The organism is Halioxenophilus sp. WMMB6, from assembly GCF_033283405.1.
GTDB lineage: Bacteria > Pseudomonadota > Gammaproteobacteria > Pseudomonadales > Cellvibrionaceae > Halioxenophilus.
In genome coordinates, this window is record NZ_JAWMQR010000001.1 from 317,788 (window position 1) to 339,969 (window position 22,182).

The 22,182-nt window shown below is 53.6% G+C and carries 19 protein-coding genes; 17 read left to right on the plus strand and 2 right to left on the minus strand.

Features of this window, described 5'->3' with window-relative positions; translation table 11 throughout:
• Positions 1-534: 534 nt before the first annotated feature.
• From SBL51_RS01290 to SBL51_RS01360, 15 genes are all read left to right on the plus strand, one after another.
• On the plus strand, positions 535-2,730 hold the full coding sequence (locus tag SBL51_RS01290; protein ID WP_317928657.1) for a winged helix-turn-helix domain-containing protein: 2,196 nt from the start codon (positions 535-537) through the stop codon (positions 2,728-2,730).
• 750 nt (positions 2,731-3,480) lie between these two features.
• On the plus strand, positions 3,481-3,699 hold the full coding sequence (locus SBL51_RS01295) for a hypothetical protein (protein ID WP_317928658.1): 219 nt from the start codon (positions 3,481-3,483) through the stop codon (positions 3,697-3,699).
• A gap of 79 nt (positions 3,700-3,778) precedes the next feature.
• Complete coding sequence (locus tag SBL51_RS01300; RefSeq protein WP_317928659.1) at positions 3,779-4,426, plus strand: helix-turn-helix domain-containing protein; 648 nt, start codon at positions 3,779-3,781, stop codon at positions 4,424-4,426.
• A 25-nt stretch (positions 4,427-4,451) separates the two neighbouring features.
• The gene (locus tag SBL51_RS01305; protein ID WP_317928660.1) at positions 4,452-4,628 is read left to right on the plus strand and encodes a hypothetical protein; all 177 of its coding nucleotides are present in this window, start codon (positions 4,452-4,454) and stop codon (positions 4,626-4,628) included.
• A gap of 350 nt (positions 4,629-4,978) precedes the next feature.
• Complete coding sequence (locus tag SBL51_RS01310) at positions 4,979-6,349, plus strand: V-type ATP synthase subunit B (RefSeq protein ID WP_317928661.1); 1,371 nt, start codon at positions 4,979-4,981, stop codon at positions 6,347-6,349.
• 5 nt (positions 6,350-6,354) lie between these two features.
• A complete protein-coding gene (locus SBL51_RS01315; protein WP_317928662.1) occupies positions 6,355-6,960 on the plus strand; it encodes a V-type ATP synthase subunit D in 606 nt (201 codons plus the stop codon).
• 14 nt (positions 6,961-6,974) lie between these two features.
• A complete protein-coding gene (locus SBL51_RS01320; RefSeq protein WP_317928663.1) occupies positions 6,975-8,786 on the plus strand; it encodes a hypothetical protein in 1,812 nt (603 codons plus the stop codon).
• Positions 8,779-9,231: an ATP synthase subunit C gene (locus SBL51_RS01325; protein ID WP_317928664.1), complete on the plus strand. Its 453-nt coding sequence runs from the start codon at positions 8,779-8,781 to the stop codon at positions 9,229-9,231. Before SBL51_RS01320 ends, SBL51_RS01325 begins: the two co-directional genes overlap by 8 nt.
• 2 nt (positions 9,232-9,233) lie before the next feature.
• Positions 9,234-9,920 (plus strand): hypothetical protein, encoded by a 687-nt coding sequence (locus tag SBL51_RS01330; RefSeq protein ID WP_317928665.1) that lies wholly within the window; start codon positions 9,234-9,236, stop codon positions 9,918-9,920.
• A 2-nt stretch (positions 9,921-9,922) separates the two neighbouring features.
• A complete protein-coding gene (locus SBL51_RS01335; protein WP_317928666.1) occupies positions 9,923-10,606 on the plus strand; it encodes a hypothetical protein in 684 nt (227 codons plus the stop codon).
• Positions 10,607-10,652: 46 nt separating this feature from the next.
• Positions 10,653-11,639: a purine nucleoside permease gene (locus SBL51_RS01340; protein WP_317929930.1), complete on the plus strand. Its 987-nt coding sequence runs from the start codon at positions 10,653-10,655 to the stop codon at positions 11,637-11,639.
• A gap of 42 nt (positions 11,640-11,681) precedes the next feature.
• Complete coding sequence (locus tag SBL51_RS01345; RefSeq protein WP_317928667.1) at positions 11,682-13,514, plus strand: V-type ATP synthase subunit A; 1,833 nt, start codon at positions 11,682-11,684, stop codon at positions 13,512-13,514.
• Positions 13,515-13,625: 111 nt separating this feature from the next.
• Positions 13,626-15,374, plus strand: a complete 1,749-nt coding sequence (gene recJ, locus SBL51_RS01350) for a single-stranded-DNA-specific exonuclease RecJ (protein ID WP_317928668.1) — start codon at positions 13,626-13,628, stop codon at positions 15,372-15,374.
• A gap of 26 nt (positions 15,375-15,400) precedes the next feature.
• Positions 15,401-16,288 (plus strand): DUF3014 domain-containing protein, encoded by an 888-nt coding sequence (locus tag SBL51_RS01355; protein ID WP_317928669.1) that lies wholly within the window; start codon positions 15,401-15,403, stop codon positions 16,286-16,288.
• A gap of 310 nt (positions 16,289-16,598) precedes the next feature.
• The gene (locus SBL51_RS01360) at positions 16,599-16,853 is read left to right on the plus strand and encodes a hypothetical protein (RefSeq protein ID WP_317928670.1); all 255 of its coding nucleotides are present in this window, start codon (positions 16,599-16,601) and stop codon (positions 16,851-16,853) included.
• Between the two features lie 283 nt (positions 16,854-17,136).
• On the opposite strand, the gene SBL51_RS01365 is transcribed toward SBL51_RS01360, so the two are convergent.
• The gene (locus SBL51_RS01365; RefSeq protein WP_317928671.1) at positions 17,137-17,781 is read right to left on the minus strand and encodes an arylesterase; all 645 of its coding nucleotides are present in this window, start codon (positions 17,779-17,781) and stop codon (positions 17,137-17,139) included.
• Positions 17,782-17,971: 190 nt separating this feature from the next.
• Between SBL51_RS01365 and SBL51_RS01370 the strand changes: the two genes are divergently transcribed.
• Both SBL51_RS01370 and SBL51_RS01375 read left to right on the plus strand, forming a co-directional pair.
• A complete protein-coding gene (locus SBL51_RS01370; RefSeq protein WP_317928672.1) occupies positions 17,972-18,682 on the plus strand; it encodes an ABC transporter ATP-binding protein in 711 nt (236 codons plus the stop codon).
• Positions 18,679-21,177 carry an ABC transporter permease gene (locus SBL51_RS01375; protein WP_317928673.1) on the plus strand — a complete coding sequence of 833 codons (2,499 nt, stop codon included), beginning with the start codon at positions 18,679-18,681 and terminating at the stop codon, positions 21,175-21,177. Before SBL51_RS01370 ends, SBL51_RS01375 begins: the two co-directional genes overlap by 4 nt.
• 37 nt (positions 21,178-21,214) lie before the next feature.
• Here the strand turns inward: SBL51_RS01375 and SBL51_RS01380 are convergent, their stop codons facing one another.
• Positions 21,215-22,141: a hypothetical protein gene (locus tag SBL51_RS01380; RefSeq protein ID WP_317928674.1), complete on the minus strand. Its 927-nt coding sequence runs from the start codon at positions 22,139-22,141 to the stop codon at positions 21,215-21,217.
• Between the last annotated feature and the right edge of the window lie 41 nt (positions 22,142-22,182).

The window sequence follows — 22,182 nt, forward strand, 5'->3', positions numbered from 1 at the left end:
TGGAGCAACGCTTCTTCCTTTATATGCGTCTAACGACGAATTGCCGTTAACCCTCTTATTTATGCCGTTGGTTTCCACGTGATAATTGGTGAATAGCCTTTCAACTTGGCGGGGATTTATAAGTGGCTCTGCAAATTTTAATTCGTTATCGTCAGTAGGGATTTATCGGTAGGGTCTAATTAGGCTATTCAAACTCTGGTATTGGTGTATGCCTACCGTTGTGGCGTTACTGTCTAATAAAAAGGAGTAATCGAATAGTGTGTTGTAATTAGGATCGCGATATGGTGTTGCCGGTACACTTCGTAATAGCGAGCTTTGTCTTTCCTGTTGTGTTTTAACTGGGTTTTTTGGTTTTAGCTGCCAATCGGGATGTTGAAACTCTTCACAGAATTATCACGTCGAGGCTTTTTTATTTATAACGGATCTTTATTGATGACGGACGGTTCGTTCTTAACTGTGTTCTAATTACAATTTGCATTACTATAACGATTTTCCGCGCGCTGATAGGAAAGGGTCTCTCAGAAAGATTAGGATATGACCACGTCAGGTATGATTGTTCAGTTTGGGCGTTTCCAGCTCGATAGTCGGTCACAGTTGCTATACAAGGATGGTGAAGAGCTCCCATTGGAGCCCAAGCTGATAGAGGTATTGCAATATTTGTTGGACCACAGGGACCGCTATGTCTCGTTAACCGAGTTGCATAACGCGGTTTGGGTCGGCCGAATTGTCACGGATACCGCTGTACGCAGAACGATCAGTAAATTACGCACTGCGCTGGAAGACGATGTCAATGAACCGGTTTACATTAAGTCCCTACCCAAACGTGGTTATCGCCTAATTGCTGAACTTGTCGAGCAAGAATATTCGGCCAATTCCACTTCGGACAGTTCCACTTCGGCGAGTACAGATGAGGCTTCGTCGACCGTCAATTTTTTGGACAATGTTGAACAAATAGCTCCGGCCGAGTCGAACACTCCCTCTTCTCATTCGGCTAGAAGCGCACCAAAACCGGTTAATTCGGCTATAATGCCGCTGTTACGTAAAAGTAATGCGGTCGCTGTTCTTTTTTTACTCGCACTGGGTGCGGTATTTATCTACCGGATAATAATTTTTAAATCGCATCCCAAGGATACACAGGCTGATTTGGTGCAGTCGGTTGAAGTGATCGATAGTTTGCCCTCCGAAAAATTATCTCTGGCGATATCGGATGATGGAAAATATCTGGCCTACAGTGCCCGAACCGATGTCCATCAGTCGCACCAGCTATTTATTCAGAATTTACACTCATCCGAAACCAAGCAGATTACTCACGGCGAAGATTATATCGGTGCCATTGAGTTTATTTTGGGTAACAAGGCCATTGCTTATACTGCGATCAACAAAAGTTCCACCGAACTGCGTATAGCCAGGCTTGATCGTGATACTCAAGATGAATCCCATGTGGTTGGTAAGAATTTCTTCACCATCACCAATTTGGAAGAGGACGATAATCCGGGCTATCTGTACGCCGCTATTTTTAAAGATTCCAATACCTCCACTATTTATAAGCTCAATCTGAACACCGGTGAAACTCAGGAAGCCAGTTTCAGCGATAGGGCTGACACAATCGATATATTCATAGCCACCACGCCACTGGGGACCAAATACTCCTTTGTGCGCGGCACCCTACTGGAAAATAACCTATCCATATACGTATTTGACAAGCATACCGACGCCCTTTTGAAAAAGATCAATTGGCAACCGTTGATACTTGATTTTCAGTGGCTGGACGAGAACCGATGCCTGATTCTGGATAAAGACAAGTTATCGATACTCGATGTCAATACTTTGGATCAGACGGTTCTACTAGAGAATAGCTTTGAGCTCTACACCCATATTAAGGTGCTCTCTCCTGACCAGTTTTTGATATTGAGAGATAAGCCGGCGGAAAAGTTTGAGGTGCAGGTAAACCTGGATGATTTCAACGATCGTACAGAGCTGCCCCTGGGTGAGCTGGTATTGAGTTCCAGTTTCCACTTTAGCCCCAACAAGCGGTTTTGGGTTCAACAAGAGGCGATGGGCTATTCGTTGTATGAATACGATATTGAAACCGCCAGCTCGACGCTGTTACTTAACAGCGATCAAAATATACACATCTTCGATCTGGATCCGCAGCGCCAGGCGCTGTTACTCTCGCTGAACGGACGTTTGGGTGTCTTCTACCGTCCCACTCAAGAGATCAAGTACATCACCAATCAATCGCAATTTGTCGAGGATGCCCGCTTTTATAAAGAGGGAGAGGGGATTCTTTACGGGGAGAAGCAGGTATCTGGTTGGCGAATTCGCTTTTTTGACCTGTTAGCCAATAAATCCACTCTTTTTCTGGACGGATTTCGATCAATCCGGGCCTATAACGACGCTTTTATCGCCGCCAAGGATGACGGTGAGCTCTATTTGATCAGTGGCGACCTGCTCAATGTTGAAGATCTGGGTATCCGGATCAGTTTCGAGTTTGTCATGTCTTGGAATTTGATCGATGACTACCTCATCTGGAGCCAGATAAAGGGGGAGGACACGGTTATCACTGTGCGTGATTTGAATACCGGCAATACCACCCAACTTAGCGATATTGTCTCTCTCATGAACCCAACACTCTTCTTCGATCTACATGCGAAGACATTTTCATACCGCTCAAAGCGGCTTAACTATACCGATGTGCTGAAGGTGACCTTGCGTCCACAGCAACCTTAACCCTCGCTTACCTAACTGGCTCGCGCTAATAGGTTAGCCCCTCCCTCCCATATACGCTTGAGCATGACCGGTTATCGGGCTGCTCTAATTGGTCTCAAACTCCCTTTACCAGAACGCTTCTACCACGGTTGCTAATTCCGCTTGCCTCTTCTCTTGGCGCCTGTAATCACACTTTTCAAACTGCTTAAGGGACAGCTTGCTCACTAAGATGGCGCCAAATTCATCAGTAGCTATTGCTGGCTTTCCTAATTCCGACGCCACTCTTTTTTTAATGCTGGCCTTGGCTGTGCCTTTTTAAGCAGCCCAAAGCATTCACAGTACTGCTGGCAGGTTAGAAGGGCTATGCAAAGGGGGGGGGAATTTTGACCGATGGGAGTTAGAAACGAGGGTTGCGTGCTGTGATGGATACGCGCAGAAAATAAAAATGTACTTAAAAAACAGTCGGTTACTGGTTGATTATCATAACCTAACAACATGGTCACAGTTTGGTTATGGTGTAACAGGCTGCTTGCTCAATAGTCTAGTTGTGAAGCCGATTCGGCGACAGTGTTAATACTGGCAGGTTATCGGTACGGCCAAAAGTCATTAGCTACTCTGCTTGATTTTTGCACAGTTTTCACACCTGCAGATTTGTCGGGCCCCATGTGCTTTTTCTGGTTATTACCTGAATACATGAGGCTCACGACCTAAGAGGTCTGTTGGGTAAGCACGTTATCCCTATCAACTAATACTTATTCTGGAGTGTTAACTATGAAGAATATCATTTGGAACCTGAGCCGCCTGATTTGTAATGCCAAAACCACCGCAGTCTTGTCTGCATTAGTTTTGTCTATTGGCCTGACTGCACTCTCTTCCGCTGGCGATGAACAGGCGGATTCCACCAGTAAGACCGCCAGCACCTCAGGTGTGAGTGGTACCACCTTGTCGACGCTGCCGTGCACCTCTCGTGTTTGTGGAGGCCGAATCTAGGCAAACCGGTTGGGGGCCTGTGTGCGGGCCCGATTTTTACTGATTGTTGTTTAGTACTTCCAGCAAGGAGGAGTCACTGATGGAGGCTTTAGAGCGTTTTATCAGGCAATTCGAGGCGATCGTGGATACCGCCAGCTTACAAAAAACTTTAGAAGACATGAGCTCACTCCTGCACTATACGAGTTGCTACATAGTCACTATTGACGACACCGGCGATCAGCCTATGTTGGAGCAGCCGGTGGGCGTAGTGTCGCCATTTATGAAGAATTGGCTGATTACCATGATTGATCCCTTACTGGATGCGCTGAAAAGTAATCCTTCACCTTACTACACAGCCCGTCTCCCTTCGGAGGAGCAGCCTGTACCCAATGCCTTTGCGTTGCCGTTGGGCTCCAACACGCTGATCAGAAGTATTCTACTGGTAGAGTTACCTGTTGGAGTCCCGGCAATCGTACTGGAGAAGGTTTCCTGGTTTTGGCTCATTTTAGGGCACTATGCCTTTAAGGCTTACGACCGGGTGTGTGAAGAACAGTCGGTTCCCTTTACCAAGCGGGAAGTGGAGTGTATTCGCTGGGTCTCGAAGGGTAAAACCTCCTGGGAAGTGAGCAAAATATTGGGTGTGAGTGAGCGGACCGTGAACTTCCACATTCAGAACTGTATGAAAAAAACCAACAGTGTTAACCGACAGCAAGTGATTTCAAAATGCCTGTTAGGGGGCATCATCTAGCTGGTCAAACTGGAGCGAACAGTTTATGAACATATGCAGAGTTAGCGAAATATTTTCAGAAAATGCCGCCAACGAGGATCAGGCGGTGCCGCTGGAGATCCAATTGTTGGTAGAGTTATCCGACCTGGTTGGCAAACCGGATGCGGATTACCTTCTTCACTCTCAGGTTGCTGAGGAAATGGGCTGCAAACAAGCGGTTTAGCCGCAGCCTTTCTCTGCCTCTAATAGCGCTTTAGACTGCCGCACCCGCCCAGGCGTGATTATGGGTGGGCCGGGTGGCCGTTAGGCGAGCGTTTGGCGGAGTTACCAATCTTAAACCACGTCGTTGGTTATCTCTTCCGGCGTGGAACCTGGACGTTCTTCGCGTCGTCACTACCTCCAATTTGGGAATCTTCCCGCTGTTTACTGATCTCACCTCTGCAATGCCGAAATGTTCGGTCGTAGAGTTCACCCTATCTTCATGTTATAAATCCACAATTGGCTTGGGGATGCTCACCGTAGGGCATATTCCAACCGGGTTGTTGATCGTTAATCTGCATTGTTGGCTGTGAGATGGCTTCTCTCCAAACTTCCTATCACTCGATAACCGAAATTGTGGGCGACCTGGTGCGCTTGACAGTTCCCATCCCCGGCGCCGGGCAGAAACCAGTAGTAAGGCTCAATGACCTGGCGATTTTGTCTGGCGAAAATATGGAATCCCGCTTGGCACAAGTGATTGATATCCGCGGTTCCGCAGTTGGGCTACAGGTGTTCGACTCAACCAAGGGGCTGGCCACCAATGCCAAGGTCACCTTCCTGGACCGACCAATGCAAGTTACCGCCAGCAATAATATCCTCGGGCGCATTTTTAATGGCAAGGGCGAGGCGATTGACCAGGGGCCGGCATTGGAGTTTGACAACAAGATCGATATCGCTGGGCCGAGTGTAAACCCAATGCGGCGCGTGCTCGCCTCCAAAATGATTCGCACCGATGTGCCGATGATTGATGTCTTCAACTGTTTAGTCGAGAGCCAAAAGATACCGATTTTTTCGGTCTCTGGTGAACCCTACAACGCTTTTTTGGCCAGAATTGGCATTCAGGCAGATGCCGATTTGGTGGTGTTCGGTGGTATGGGGTTGGTCTTTGATGACTTCCATTTCTTCCGTACGGCTTTCGAAAATGCCGGTTTGAGTGCTCGCACGGTGATGTTCGTCAATCAGGCATCCGACTCCATTGTCGAGCGGCTGCTGGTGCCTGACTTGGCGCTCTCTGTTGCCGAGCATTTTGCTGTGGAAGAGGGCAAACGCGTTTTGGTGCTGTTAACCGATATGACCGCCTTTGCCGATGCTTTAAAGGAGGTGGGGGTTGCCAATGAACGGGTACCCTCAAACCGGGGTTATATGGGGGATCTCTATTCGCAATTGGCCCGGCGCTACGAAAAGGCCTGTGACTATGCCAAGGGCGGCTCGGTCACGATCTTGTCGGTGACCACCATGCCGGGCAATGACGTCACCCACCCAGTGCCCGATAACACCGGCTACATCACCGAAGGGCAATTCTACCTGCATGGTGGTGTACTGGATCCGTTCGGCTCCCTCTCCCGCTTGAAGCAACTGGTTATCGGCAAGCAGACTCGGGAAGACCACAGCCAGTTAATGAATACCATGATTCGCTTCTATTCGGGCGCGGTGGAAGCTGAACAGAAGCGGTCGATGGCGTTTGATTTAAGTGACTATGACCGACAGCTGTTGCAGTTTGGCGAGCTGTTCCGCACGCGCTTTATGAATCTGGAAGTCGCCCTGCCACTGGAGCGGGCTTTAGACCTATGTTGGCAGACGTTGGCCGACTGCTTTAATGAGGAGCAATTACTGATGAAGCAAGAGTTGGTCAATAAATACTTTCCAGAAAAGTCCAAGGCAGACATAGCGCAACAGGGCGACTAGCTACTATGGCCCGCTTGCTGCTGTCCAAAGCAACTCTCGCCAAGGAGAAGAGCAGCCTCTCTTCCTACCAACGGTTTCTGCCGGCGCTGGATATGAAACGGCAGCAGCTGCGGATCGCGGTTAAGAGTGCCGAACGCAGTAAACGAGAGCTGACAATAGAGCTGGAGTCGCTAAAACGCAGTGTCGCCGACCATATTCCCATGTTGTCCAATCGCCGGGTTGAGCTCTCCCAATTGGTTACCGTCAAGCAGGTAAATTGGCAGGTGAAAAACATTGCTGGTTGTCGTGTGCCAGAGGTGGCGCAAATTGAAATGGTTCGAGCACAGCCAGCGGCCTTGGCCAAACCCCATTGGTTTTTACCCTTGCAGTTGCTGGTGGAGCAGGCACTGCGCTTGGAAATAGCGCTCTCTGCGGCCGATCAACAGATCGAGCGGTTAAGCGCTGCTTTAGTAAAGATCACTCAGCGGGTCAATTTGTTTGATAAGGTGCTTATTCCCAAAACAGAGGCCAATATCAAGCGTATTCAGATCTATCTTGGTGATCGTGAACGGGAGGCGGTAGTCACCTCGAAGATTGCCAAAAAAAGGCATGCCGCCGGGCAGCTGGACTAATATCGAATTTCCCAATGACCATTGCACGCCTTAACAAGATTACCATTGCCGGAACCAGCGACTGTTGTGGGCAGGTGGTGTCGGCGCTGCAAAGTTTTGGGCAACTGCATATTATTGATGCCCAGCGTGAACCTCCTCCCGGCCAGGAGGAGATAGTCACGCGGGATAAACAGGCCGAGTCTGCCATGTTGTTTCTACAAGGCAGCAAATACAAACGTCGGCCTTTAACATCGCCTAAAAATTTCGATTTTCAGGCAGTGGTTGCCGAAGCTTTGGCGATAAAGCAGGAATTACGTTCGGTTGAGGATCGCCTGGGCGAAGTGCTGGAGCGGATTGTTCGGGTAACCCCATGGGGGGATTTCTCATTTCCGCCTGATCAGTACGTCGAACATTTCCGTTTCTGGTTTTATCTGCTGCCGGTGGCCAAGCGTAATGCATTGGATAAAATTGACCTGCCCTGGCAGATAGTTGGGCGTTCCAGCACACGTCTTTACGTAGTGGTGATCTGCCAGAATGAACCCGTGGCCGATCTGTTGCCAGTGGCCCGCGAACATCTGGGCTCGAAACCGCTTCAGCAATTGCAGCAGGAGCATGAGCAGTTTGAGAGCCGCCGTGATGAGCTATTGGCGGAGCGAGAGGCGTTAACTCGTTACCTCTACCTGATGCGGGTTCATATGGTCAAGGCCAATAACCGGGCACATTACCACTACGTGCTCCAGCAAACTCAGCAACACTCCGGCTTTTTTACTCTGCAGGCGTGGCTGCCAGAAGCGCAACTGGATGAACTACGGCGGTGTTCTGAAGAGCATCGGTTCGCTTTCATCGCTGAACGCCCCACACATCAGGATAACCCGCCAACCCTGCTGCAGCCCCAGCGCGGATTTGCCTCCGGTGCCTCTCTGGCGGCTATCTACCAAACACCCGGCTATCATGGCTGGGATCCCTCGGCGCACCTCTATTTCAGCTTCTCGCTCTTTTTTGCCATGATCCTATCGGATGCGGGTTACGGTTTGTTACTGGCCTTGGCGCTGCTGATATTCTGGCAGCGTTTGGGGGCTAGCCCTTTGGGTACCCGGCTGCGAACTCTGTTCCGTTTTATGGTTGGGGCTGCCGTTGCCTGGGGAGTAATTGTCGGTAGCTATTTTGGCTATGGGCCGCCGGCAAACACCATTCTGGCGAGTCTTAACTGGGTAAACTTGACGGACCACAATTTGATGATGCGCCTCTCGATCGGGGTGGGCATTTTGCACATCATCATTGCCAATATCACCTATGTTTGGGTGCATCGTCGGCGCCTGCAGGGTGGAGTTGCAAAACTGGGCTGGTTGCTGTTGGCAGTCTCCGGCTACGGCTGGTGGTTGATGAGCGATACGCAATTTGTCTCAGCGTTGTTGCAGCAAGCCACTGTCGCAGGCTTGGCAACCGGTGCCGCAATTGTGCTGTTGGGCAGCGGAGCACGGGCCTACAGTAGCGTTAAAGCAACGTTGTTAAATCTGGCCTCTGGGCTGATGGCGTTGACCAACCTGACCAAACTCTTTGGCGATGCCCTCAGCTATATGCGTCTATTTGCTCTTGGCTTGGCGAGCGCATCGTTGGCGATCACCTTTAATCAGCTGGCCGCACCCGAATTTAGTGCCGGTGGGTTTGGCTTTATCACTGGCGGTATTATTTTTCTGCTGGGCCACATCGTGAATCTGGCGTTGGGCATTATGGGCGGTGTGGTGCACGGCTTGCGTTTAAATTTCATTGAATTCTACAACTGGGGTGAGCCAGGCGAGGGCTATGTGTTTACGCCATTTGAGATTAAGGAAGTGGGTTATGAATGAGTTGATTTTGGGCTTGGGCTGGTTTGGGGTTTTCGCTCCCGTGGCACTGGGTGCTATAGGCAGTGTGCTGGGTTGTAGTGTCGCCGGCCAGGCGGCACTCGGGGCAATGATGGAAACCGACAGCGGCTACGGCCGATTTATTGGCTTATCGGTGCTGCCCTCGACCTTTGTCATTTACGGTATTGTGCTGATGTTTGCTTTTCAAGGGCAGGTGACACCGGCAACCAGCAGCGGCCTGTTGGCGATTGGTTTTTTATCGGGGCTTACTTTGCTTTATACCGCCTATTGGCAGGGGCGTTTATGCGTCTCAGCCATTAATGCCATTAAAGAGAAACCGGAACTGTTCGGTTTGTCGATTACCCCCCTGGCTATCGTCGAGGGCTTTGGGGTGTTTGTGTTTATCTTTGCCCTGGTATTGTCGAGTTCGCTGTCGGTAGGAGGCTAACCATGAAAGATCATCCCGATAGAGTTGCCTCTGGCATAGATGCCCTGGTTGAACGTTTGCGCCGGGAAGGGGTAGAGGCGGCACAAACCGAGTCTGCAAAAATTGTTGAACAGGCCAAGCAGCAGGCGGTGGCTATTGTTGCCGAGGCCAAGGCTCGTGCGGAGCAGGAGCTGAAGCAAGCCCAGGAGCAAATTGCACTGGAAAAACGAGCGGCAACCGATGCCCTGCAAATTGCCTATCGCGATCTGATTTTGGAGCTCAAAAGCCATCTGCTGAGTCGCTTTTCTGAGGATGTCGAACGCCTGGTTAGAACTACAGTCGAGCAACCCGACCTGTTGCGGCAACTGGTATTGGCGACGGTCGGGCGAATTGTCGACGATGCCAATCTTGGCACTGAGTCCGAAGTGGAGCTGGCGCTACCGCCCGAGGTGTTGGACATTGATGACATCACCCACGATCCAGACAGCGCCAGCCGTGGCCTGTTGGCCGATTTTGTGTTCGCGGTGCAGGGCAAAATTTTACGGGAAGGGGTCAGTTTTAAGGCGGGTGATGAGTCCCAGGCGGGTATTACCCTGCGATTAAAAAATGACGGCATAGAGGTGGATGTTACCGATAAAGCCATTGCCGACCTGTTGTTGAAATACCTCAACCCCAGGTTTCGCGCGGTATTGGACGGTATCATTCATTAGCCATGTTTGCCCGTGATCAATATATTCAGTTATTGGCAAGCTTGCCGCAGTTCGCACCGCTCTTCTCTGCTAAACAGACGCCATTATCCCGCCTGAAGCTGGATCGCCGGCTGAAAATGTTAACCGCTGAGGACCAGCAGCGCCTGCAAAAAATTGAGCGGTTGTTAGAGTGGGATGAGTTATCACTGAGTGTCGATAACGAAACAGTGAGCCGGAATTTTCACGATTTTTTAAGCAGTGAAGCTGATCCCCAGGTTATTGATATAGTCACCAGCCGGCTCGATATACGCACGCTGGTGGCGGCTCTGGTGCAAAGGGCCAACGATCAGTTGCTCTCCGGGAATTGGACCGCCAGTCGGTTAAAAAGCACGATTGAACGCCACTGGCTTGAGCCGACCTTTCATCTCGAACACCGTTTTCCCTGGTTGACCAGTGCTCAAAGCTCCGTTCGGGCGAAGGATTACTTTCGCCTGGAGGCCCTGCTGTTTGAGCAGGCCTGGCAAACCCTGCGTCGGCATCCGGCGCGCTGGCACTACGGCTTTTGCAGCGTGGTGCTTTATGTCTTGCAGTGGGATCTGGTCTCGCGTTGGGTCAGTTACGATCAACCGTCCGCCCGCCAGCGTTTCGATGAGTTGCTGGCCCAATGCCTGGCGCTCAATCCCATAACCCAACAGATCAATATTTAAGGTGGTAGCGTTGAATAGTGCAGTTATAGCAGCCCGTCGTTTGCTAATGGTTTGGATAGTGATTGGCTGTGGTTGGGCCGATGGGGCAGTTGCCGAAGCGGTGGCGCCGATCAAGGTTAAGGTGTTGATTGCCGCAATGTTTGAGATAGGTGACAACAGCGGTGATCGGGCCGGTGAATTTCAGTATTGGTACCAGCGCTATTTTAGCCAGGCCGAAAGCTATTCTGTTAAGGGGGCCGCCGGCCCTCTGTTCTGTAATAGCCGTGGTGTCTGCGGTTCAGTGTTGGGGATGGGTAAGGTGGCCTCATCGGCCTCCATGCTGGCGATTTTGCTTGACCCGCGGTTTGATTTTTCCGAAAGCTTTTTTATCGTCAGTGGCGTGGCCGGCATTCCACCCAGCCGGGGCACCATTGGTGATGTCAGTTGGGCTACCGACCTGGTGGATTACGATTTGGGCCATCGCTGGTCGCCGGCAGAGGGGCCGCGGGATAAGCCCGCCTTTATGCCGCGTAAAGGCTACGAGAAAATTCGCCACTACACCTTGAATCGCCAGTTGCTGGAGCGGGCGACAGCGCTCACGGCAAAGCTGCCACTACAGAATTCAGAGGCCGCCGAGCGCTATCGGCAACGTTACCCACAAGCCAGTGCGCGGCGTGCTCCTGCGGTTATTACTGGTACCCATATGACCGGCGATACCTTTTTCCATGGGCCTGGTTTGTCGGCCGAGGCCCAGTACCTGACCGAGTTGTACGGTGCCGCGCCCTACGTCATCACCGAGATGGAAGCGGCGGCGATCGCTCAGGTGTTGGCGCGCACGGTGGGTGTCTCACGCCTACTGAGTTTGCGCGGCGCCGTAAATTTTGACCAGGGCAACCCCAACGAGACCACACTGGCTCACCTCGATCCAGCTCCGGGGCAGACCGCGGGTGGTTTCGACGAGACATTACAAAACATTGTTTTGGTGGGGGGGGCTGTGGTGGATGACATGCTCGGCCACTGGTCGAGCTGGCAGGCCGTCGGCCGCGAGCCCTAAGCTGCCAGCATCCGTCCATCGAATTAGGTAAGAGAGTTAATCATGCAGGCCGATACTCAAATTAGCGCGCGGGTAATTGCCGTACAGGATGATCTGGTTTCAATCGAGAGTATTGAGATACCAGACGCCGGCTTTTTACCGCTCACCAAGAACGAGGTTATTTTTATTCTGCCGTCGCGCATGGCCAGTGGTGGCCGCCAGGAGTATCTGAAAGCCGAAATATTGCGTATTGAAGGGCGCCGGGCCGACGCCCAAGTGTACGAGAGCACCACCGGTGTGGGCGTGGGCGATAGCGTAGTGCAGACCCAGGGTATGCTCTCGGCCGAACTGGGCCCGGGCTTGCTGGGTATGGTGTACGATGGCCTGCAAAACCCGCTGGAAGAGCTGGCGGTGGCGATGGGCACCTTTCTGCCTCGTGGGGTGGATATCAGTGCCCTGGACGAGAGTCGCAAGTGGCTGTTTAAACCGTGCGTCAAATCGGGCGAACGGGTCGAAGCTGGGGATACCTTGGGTAGCGTCACCGAAGGTCGTTTTCAGCACAAGATCATGGCACCGTTTGATCTGCCCGGCAGCTGGAAAGTGGTGTGGGTGCAGGAGGGCAGTTTTACCGTCACCGCCCCCGTGTTGGAGCTCGAAAGCGGCGGCAAGCGACAGCTGATTACACTGCGTAGTCGCTGGCCAATCCGCCGTTCACTCACCCGGCAACTAACCCACCTGGGCAAGGCGGAAAGGCGCTACCCCAATACCCCGCTGACCACCACCATTCGCCTGATCGATACTTTTTTTCCAATCGCCAAGGGCGGCACCGGCTGTATTCCCGGCCCGTTTGGCGCCGGTAAGACCGTGCTGCAGGGGCTGATCTCCCGCTACTCCGATGTCGACATTGTGATTGTGGTCGCTTGTGGTGAACGGGCTGGGGAAGTGGTCGAGACCATCAAGGAGTTTCCGAGCCTGCCCGATCCCAAATCCGGCGGCACCTTGATGGACCGCACCATCATCATCTGCAACACCTCCTCTATGCCGGTGGCGGCCCGGGAGGCCTCAATCTACACCGGTATCACCCTGGGCGAGTACTATCAGGCAATGGGCTACGATGTACTGCTCATCGCCGACTCCACCTCCCGTTGGGCTCAGGCCATGCGTGAAACCTCTGGCCGGCTGGAGGAAATCCCCGGCGAAGAGGCCTTTCCCGCCTACCTCGATTCCGCCATTAAAGGGGTTTACGAACGGGCCGGTTCCATTGTGCGTCGAGGCGGCCAATCGCTAGAGGAGGAGAGCAGTGGCACCTTAACCATGATTGGTACCGTCTCGCCGGCGGGCGGCAATTTTGAGGAGCCGGTGACCCAGTCGACCCTGGGTACAGTGAAGGCGTTTTTGGGACTCTCATCCGATCGCGCCTACCGCCGCTTCTATCCGGCGGTGGACCCGCTACTCTCTTGGTCCCGTTATCTGCAGCAGCTGCAACCTTGGTTCGAGCAAAATATGGGTATCGGTTGGAGCGAGCGCATTGAGCGTTTAAAGTCGTTACTCAGCCAGGGTGATGAGGTAGAGCGCATGATGCAGGTGACCGGTGAAGAGGGGGTTACCGCAGAGGATTTCATTACTTACCAGCAGGCACAGATGCTGGACCGGGTCTATCTGCAACAGGATGCCTTCGACCCGGTGGATGTCTCGGCGCCCATGAGCCGCCAGCAGGCTCTACTGGCACTGCTTGAGGAGATACTCGCTTATCGACTGGCGGCCGAGGACAAGAGCGCCATTCGCGACTTCTATACCAGGCTTACCGGGCTTTTGAAAAACCTCAACTACAGCCGGGCTGGCAGTAATGAGTACCAGAGCCTGGAGCAGGAGATTCGGGAGCTGCTGCACAACTGACTGGCTGTGAAGTCGGCCGCTCTTGCCATCGACCGGCGTTTGCTTGCACACTGCGCGTCAAATCCCCAGCACCGATATCCAGGTACTGTTGGTCAGTACCCTAGAGCGCACATGCAAAAAACCATAAAACGCCGGCAGCCCGACCTGCAATCGCTACCCGAGCTCATTCACTACCCGCCACTGCTGAAACGGGTCTTTGCCAACCGCCAGGTAACCTCCGAGGCGGAGCTCGACTACCGCTTTGCCAACCTACTCGATCCTCAGCAACTGAAAGGTATCCAGGCCGCCTGCTCGCTGTTGAACCAGGCGCTAAAAGAGCAGTGGTCTATTTTGGTAGTCGGCGATTTCGATGCCGATGGAGCAACCAGCTCCGCCCTGGCGGTGAGTGCGCTAAAGGCTATGGGGGCCGCTTCGGTCGACTTTCTGGTGCCCAACCGCTTCCAGTTTGGCTACGGCCTGACACCGGAAATCGTTGAGGTGGCGGCACAACGGTCACCTCAATTAATTGTCACGGTGGACAACGGCATCTCCAGCCTGGATGGGGTGGTGCGTGCCAACGAACTCGGCATAGCCGTGTTAGTCACCGATCACCACTTACCCGGCGCCGAGCTGCCCAAAGCCGCCGCCATCGTCAATCCCAATCAGCCCGGTTGCACCTTTGCCAGTAAGAATCTGGCCGGGGTAGGGGTAATCTTCAATGTGTTGGTGGCTTTGCGTGCACAGTTACGGGCGGATGGCTGGTTTGCCAAGCAGGGGATTGCGGAGCCCAACCTGGCGGACTATCTCGATTTGGTGGCACTGGGCACCGTGGCGGATGTGGTACCCCTGGATGCCAATAACCGCTTGTTGATTCACCAGGGGCTGGCGCGCATCCGGGCTGGTAAAGCGCGGCCCGGCATTGCCGCCATGATCGAAATCGCCGGCCGCGACGCCAAGCGACTGGTGGCCGCAGACCTGGGTTTTATTGTCGGTCCTCGCCTCAACGCTGCCGGGAGGCTCGATGATATGAGTCTGGGGATTCGCTGTCTGTTAAGTGACGACCCATTTCAGGCGCGCGAGCTTGCCGGGGAGCTCAACGACCTCAATCAGGATCGGCGCGCCATCGAGGCGAGCATGCAGAAGGAGGCGCTGGCGAGCCTGGCGGATATCAATTTGGGTGAGGTGGAATCGACGCCCTGGGGCTTGTGCCTCTATCAGCCTCAATGGCACCAGGGCGTGGTGGGTATTCTTGCCTCGCGTATTAAAGAGCGCTTTCACCGGCCGGTAATCGCCTTTGCCGATAGCGATGCCGGCAATGAGATAAAAGGTTCTGCCCGTTCCATTCCCGGTTTACACATTCGCGATGCCCTGGACAGGGTGGCCTCAAGTCACCCCGGCCTGATCAGCAAATTTGGTGGCCACGCCATGGCTGCCGGCTTGAGTATCAGTAAGGCCAAGTTTCCACAATTTGCCAAGGCGTTTGATCAGACGGTACGGGAGCTGTTATCCGCGGACGATTTAAGCGAGGCGATCTGGTCGGATGGTGAGTTGCTGGGGGAGGAGTTTAACCTGCCCCTGGCGGAGGCCATTCGCAATGCGGGTCCCTGGGGGCAGGCCTTTCCCGAGCCCCTGTTTGATGGTGAGTTTCAACTGGTGCAGTCGCGCCTGGTGAGCGGCAAGCATCTGAAAATGGTGGTTGCGCCGGTAACCGGAGGGCAACCCTTGATCGATGCCATCGCCTTTAATGTCGATACCGATCAGTGGCCCAATGCCGGGGTGGAGCGGGTACACATGGTTTATCAACTGGAAGTGAACGAATACCGTGGTCAGCAGTCAGTGCAACTATTGGTACGCCATCTGTGGCCGGCAAACGTAGCGTAAAAATTGCATTTTTAAGGGAAGAGATTATGTCCGAACGCATTGGCGACGTTTATGAAAAGAGTGGTAACGCGACGCTGATCTGGGCAGGGGTAGGTATCGTTATCGGTATTGTGATCGTTGCCGGTTGGTGGTATCTCCAGCCCAAAGAAGAACCTCTGGCTTCGGTTACGCCTGTTCCCGCCAGTGCACTGGAGTCGGCACCGGCGCCAAACCCGGCAATCGATTTTAGCCGGGTGCCCTCCATTCCAGAGCCCGCCGCCGAACCTGAATCCACTCCCGAGACCACTGCGCAATCGTCACCACCGGTGACCAAGCCAGAGCCGTTACCGGCACTGGCTGAAAGCGACGCCGTGGTCAGAGATTATTTTGTACCGCTGTCGGAGAACGTTAATTATCGCCTGTTGTGGCAGGCCGATAACTTAATAGAGCGCTGGGTAACGGTGATCAGTGGCGCCTCCCGCGGCAGTTTGATCGGCGGCATTCTCTCCTTCCAACAACCCGCCGGTGCCTTTCCGGTTACCACGCGCAATGGTCATATCTACCTGGATGAAAAGGGCTACCAGCGCTTTCAACCGATAGTCGCGACACTAATAAATTTGAAACCAGAAGCATTGGTGGCAGGGTTCCACCGTTTCCGCCCACTGCTGGAAGAGTCATTTGGCTTTTTGGGTTATCCCGCCAAGGATTTTGATAAATGTTTAATTACCTTGCTTGATGAGGTAATCAACGCGCCGATCTTTGTCGGCCCCATTGAGCTGAATTCAACGTCCGTGCTCTACACCTTCGCGGAGCCAGAGTTAGAGGAGCTTACAGCCTTGGAAAAACAGTTGATTCGAATGGGCCCGGAGAACACCAGCCAACTGCAACGCTACGCAAAAACAGTGCGTAATCTGTTGCTTAAAAGTGGCGGCTAGGCATTCGTTATACGCTGTCTATTTATTGGTATTCAGTAGTATATACAAGCGAGATAGTTAATATTTTCGACTTAAAAAATTCATTAAAACTCTTCAACGAACGACTATTTAAAGTGCTTTAGTTAATAATCCTCTAGTGCTTTGAGTTTATTGGATTAATTGAAATCTAACTGCAATATGCTGTTTGATTTTGGTCATTATTTCGACATATTTTCGTAATATTTTTAGTTCACAAGAGCCTGCTTCGGGGCTAATATCTCCGCCAATTAAATTTCAACGGTGCTTTGCTGTTGGTTTATCGGGGGAGAAAATGCAAGAGATTTGTCCTAATCCGCTGGTGTGGAACAAGGTTTATCTGGCGTTAAAACGGAAGTGGATTGAAACGGGTTGTTCAGGTAATCAACCGCCGAAACCCCTGGTTATTGACCTGTGGGCTTTCAGCAGCGATCACGAAAAAGCCGAACGCTGGAAAGCGACTTTGGCTTGGGCGCTGGAACACCGTTGTTACTCTGAAGTCTCCTGTATCAGTGCCAAAGAGATGTACAGTGTGGCCAACGCCGTGTAGGGCAGCCTCTTTTTTGTTGTTTTTCTTCTGCGCTTTTACCTAATTATCAGCCGCTGTCATTCGCTGTTGAGTATTCTGTTAGCGCGCCTATCTTTCAGTTCATTATCTATAAATCACTAGCGGGCCCCGTCAGTCTGTTTTTCTAACGCCGTTTTTTTACCCGCTTTAATTTTCCATCTTTTTTTCTAAAGGAGCCTGCTTGCTGGAACGGCGGCCGTTGTTGGTTTTATCAAAATTTCACATTGCTCTCTTAGGGTGTCACCAAACTTTATAGCCGTTCGCATTACTGCAGCCACGGGTTTAAATGGGGCCAGAGGTTATCCAGAATCATCGGCTGAGCTTCAGTGGTGGGGTGAATGCCATCGTCCTGCATCATCTCCGGAGTGATGGCGATACCGTCCAACAGAAACGGCAAATAGCTGACTTCGCGGCTGGCGGCTACTTGTTGAAACGTTTGCCGGAACATCTGTGTATAGCGCTCGCCGTAGTTGGGCGGTATTTCAATGCCGACCAGAAACACTTCTGCTCCGTGCTGGCGGGACAGGTCGATAATCTGCTGCAAATTGTTGCGCATGATTTTCAGTGGGTGTCCGCGTAAGCCATCGTTACCCCCCAACTCGATAATCACCAGCGTAGGTGTATAGGTTGCCAGTAGTTGTGGCAGGCGGGCCAAACCATCGCCAGTGGTATTGCCGCTAACACTGCCGTTGATGACGCGAATGGCCTTGCCCTGTTTCTGGAGGCGTGACGACAGCAGCGCTACCCAGCCCTTATTCACGTTAATCCCATAGCCAGCACTAAGGCTGTCACCCAATACCAGCCAGGTTTCGTCGTTGGCCTGGGCGACACCGCTGGCAAACAACGCTATGACTATTAATAGGCAGAGCAAGGGGTGTTGGCGGGTCTGCTGGTGGCAAGCTGATTTCATAACGTCTGTTGGACAATTGGGTTTCATTGTTAGCTCTGTGCGACTGCTCATTGAGCCCATAACCAGGGGCAAAGTTCCCAGGGCATACCAGGGAGGGTAAGGAACGTATTGCTGTTTGCGTCCCCTAAGGAAGCTCGGAATAATGATCCGATTCCAGGGCAATATTGTTCGATTTTAGAAGGAGCGTCGTTTGCACATTATTGAGGTTAGCAATTTGGCCAAGCGGGTGGCGCTGGCGGGCAATGAACTCACCATTCTCTCTGATATCGTCTTCACCATCACTCAGGGAACCAGTGTCGCCATTATTGGCGCTTCCGGCTCCGGGAAATCAACCCTGTTGGCCTTACTGGCTGGCTTGGATGTGCCCACTACCGGCCAAGTTTATCTGGCCGGCCAAGATATCACCGCTCTGGATGAAGATGGCCGGGCGGCGGTGCGGGCCGAGCGCATTGGCTTTGTCTTTCAGTCGTTTCAGCTTTTGCCAAGCCTTACCAGTTTAGAGAACGTAATGCTGCCGTTGGAACTGCACGGCCGGGCCGACCCCGAAGCGCGCGCCTGGGACTACCTGCAACGGGTCGGGCTCGAGCATCGGCTCGAGCACTATCCGAAACAACTCTCCGGTGGCGAACAGCAGCGGGTGGCTATTGCCCGAGCCTTCGCCAGTGAGCCGCAGATCCTCTTTGCCGACGAGCCTACCGGCAATCTCGACAGTAAAACCGGCGCCAATATCATTGAACTGCTGTTTGAGCTCAACCAACAGCAGGGGACCACTCTGGTATTGGTTACCCACGAGCAGCGCCTGGCCGACCGCTGTGATCGACAAATTACCCTGGAGGCCGGTCGAATTATTGCTGACGTACAGCTGAGCCCGGTGGCGGTAGTGGCTGAGGGTACGCAATGAGGCAACCCTGGTTGTTGTCGGTTCGCCTGCTGTGGCGCAACCTGCGCGGTGGCGAGTTAACCATTCTGGCGGTGAGTGTGGTGTTGGCGGTAGCGGTGGTAACGGCCATTGCGGTTTTCGCCGATCGCATGGACCACTCGCTAAAGCAGCAGAGTCACGCCTATCTGGCCGCAGACCGCCAGGTAAGCAGCCGTTTCCCTATGCCAGACCACTGGTTCACTCAGGCCAATCAATTCGACCTGCAGCAGAGCCGGATCATCGAGTTTGGCTCTATGGTTTTTGCCGGGGAGGAGATGACTCTGGCCTCGGTAAAAGCAGTGGCCGAGGGCTATCCACTGCGCGGACAGCTGGAAGTCAGTCAAATTCCCTTTGCCACAGCGGCACAGATGCAGGTTACTACGGCAATTCCTGCACCCGGCGAGGTGTGGGTGGAGTCGAGCTTGCTGCCGATGATGGGGTTAGCCTTGGGCGATAGCCTCTGGATCGGTGAGCAGAGTTTTACCATTAAGCAGGTGTTGATGTACGAGCCCGATGGCAACCGGGGTATCTCCATGACTGGGCCGCGGGTGCTGATGAATATCGCCGACGTACCCGCCACCGGGGTTATCCAGCCCGGTAGTCGTATCTCCTATCTCTGGTTGCTGGCCGGTGAGGAGGATAACCTCGAACGCTTTAAGGAGTGGCTGGAGCCAGAACTTGGCGAGCACTACCGGTGGCGCACTGTGGAGGAGTCTGAGCGGCGCCTGGGTGGAGCTCTTAACCGTGGCAAAAGTTTCCTGATGCTGGCCGCCATGATTGGCGTGCTACTGGCCGGAGTCGCCATCGCCATGGCCTCCCAACAGTTTGCCCGGGTGAACCAGGATGCGGTGGCACTGTTCAAGAGCCTCGGCTCGCCGAGCGGCCAGGTGCGCTTTCTCTACTTTGGCCAGCTGTTGTGTCTGGGTGTATTGGCCACGTTGCTGGGCTTGGCGGCAGGGGAGGTATTGCATCGCTTTATTGCCCAGAGTATTGGCGCGCTGTTTAACGTCACCTTGGTGGGTGCCTCGCTGCAACCCTATGTGATTGGCTTTTTTGCCGGTCTTGTCTGCCTGCTCTGTTTTGCGTTGCCACCCATATGGCCACTGCCAAACCTGCCGCCCATTCGTATTCTGCGCAGCGATGTCGAGCTGGCTGCAGCCAACCCCTGGTTGCGAGGCGGCCTGGGTGTGCTGGCGATTATGGTGTTGATTGGCGTCTACAGTTTGGATCTGAAGCTGACCCTGACGGTGATGGCGGGCCTCTTTGCCGTCACTCTGTTGGCGGCGCTGCTGGGCTTTGTGCTGTTAAAAAGCTCACGCCAGCTGGGGTCTCGGGCCGGAAGTATCTGGCGCCTGGCCATTGCTAACCTGTTGCGCAACGGTCAGCACAGTTTAACGCAGCTGGTGGTGTTCGCCACCGCCATTATGCTGCTGCAAGTGCTCTACCTGGTGCGCACCAGCCTGATTGATGAGTGGCGGCTGCAACTGCCGGACGATGCCCCCAACCACTTTATTTTGAATATGTCGGCCAATGAGAGTAGTGCCATCAAGTCACGCTTTGAGGCCGATCACTATTTTATCTCGCCACTCTACCCGATGGTGCTGGGCCGGTTAGTGGCGCACAACGACCACCACTATCAGGAGGAGGATCGCGGCAAGTCCAATACCCTACGGCGTGAGCTCAACCTCAGCTGGACGGCCGAGTTGCCGGCTGACAATCGCATAGAAGCGGGTCAGTGGTGGCCCGAATGGCAGGGTGAGGGCTATGGTGTTTCGGTGGAGGAGTTTACCGCCGGTGAGCTGGGCTTGTCGGTCGGCGATAAGCTGCAGTTCAGTCTGGGCGGGTTGGAGCTTAGCGCCACGGTGGCGAGTATTCGCAGTGTCGACTGGAACGCCATGACCCCCAACTTCTATTTTCTCTTTTCGCCCGGGGCGCTGGAAAACTACTCGCCCACCTATATGACCAGCGCCACCATCCCCACCAGTGATAAGCAGTTTATCACTGAGTTGATTCGCGATTACCCCACCATTGTGGTGATCGAGGTGGACCGTATTATCGAGCGCATCAAGTCGATTGTGGATCAGGTTAGCCAGGGGGTAGGGCTGGTATTGTGGGTGGTATTGATGGGCGGGGTGCTGGTACTGGTGGCTGCGGTTAACGCCAGTATGCAGGCGCGCCTGCACGAGACCAGTATTATCCGCGCTCTGGGCAGCTCCCGTCGCAAGCTTGTTGGCAGCCTTTGGTTGGAGTTCTCCCTGCTGGGCTTCCTGGCCGGGTTAATGGCAGTGATTGGCACTGAGTCGATTCTCTGGTCGCTGCGCGTTTTTGTATTTGAATTGCAAGGCTCCTTCCATTGGCAAATGTGGATTGCTGGGCCACTGTTGGCCACGCTCTTTATCGGTTTGCTGGGGGCATTGGCCTGCCGCCGAGTGGTGGTGGTACCGCCGGCGTTGGTATTGCGTGAGCTGCAAAGTTAGTGGGGGAATTGCAAGAGTGGGCGGGTTAATGTAGCTGTTAGCGTAGCTGTTTTAACACCTGGAGCAGGTCCGGCAGCAGCTGCAGGTAGGTGGCCAGTTGGCCGGCAGTGCTGGCCAGGTCGAGCCGCGGTTGGTTTAACTCGGCTTCGGTACGCTCGACTATGCGCGCCAGCAGCCGCTTGGCACGCAGGCGGTTTACACCAAGCTCCGTCAGCGGGGAGATGAGTGGGGTGGCTAACAACACCAGGCCAAAACCACCTACGGCACCGGTCATACCCACCCAGGCGGGGGCGCCAAACCAACCGGCCCACAAGCCACCCAACAGCGATTGCTGGCTGATGTAAACCGAACTGGCCAGTGCCGAGCCGGTAGCGGCGGCACTGCCAAAGGTAATCTTGTCGGCCAGACCACGGCCAAGCAAACCAATAGAGACAAACATCAACAGATCGCGGCTCCCCTCCTGGCTGAGGCGTAGACGCTCCACGGCCAACTGCAGGTTGTGCTGGGCCTGTTCCGCTGACAGCTGGCCCAACTCGCCTTCCAACTCTTCAAATAAGGCGCTGCTCAAGTCCGGGTGTAAACTTAAATGGTGTTGATACTTCGTCTGTAATTGGGAGAGCGCTAACAGCTCTTCGGCAATTATTGCCAGTAGTGCCAGCTCTTTACCGGTGGGCACTTTGGGGTTCGCTTGCCGGTGGCCCCGCCACAAGGCCCGTTGTGCCAGGCGCCACACGCTGCGCGGCAGATTGAGCAGATCTTTGGGAATGTCGGCACGGTTTTGCCAATGGCGTAGTGCCACGGCTTTAGCCGAAGCAAAGTGGGTTTTATAGACCTGGTCGGTACGTGACCTGGCCTCAGCGAAGTGGGTTTGTGTAATTGCCTGCCATTGATCGAGCCAGGCGTCCTGTGCTGATGTGGCACAACTGGCTGCTTCGTCGGTGGGCGTATCAGGTGTGAAAGACATTTGTGGCTCGTGCACGGTTTGTGTTACATACCGAGACTCTT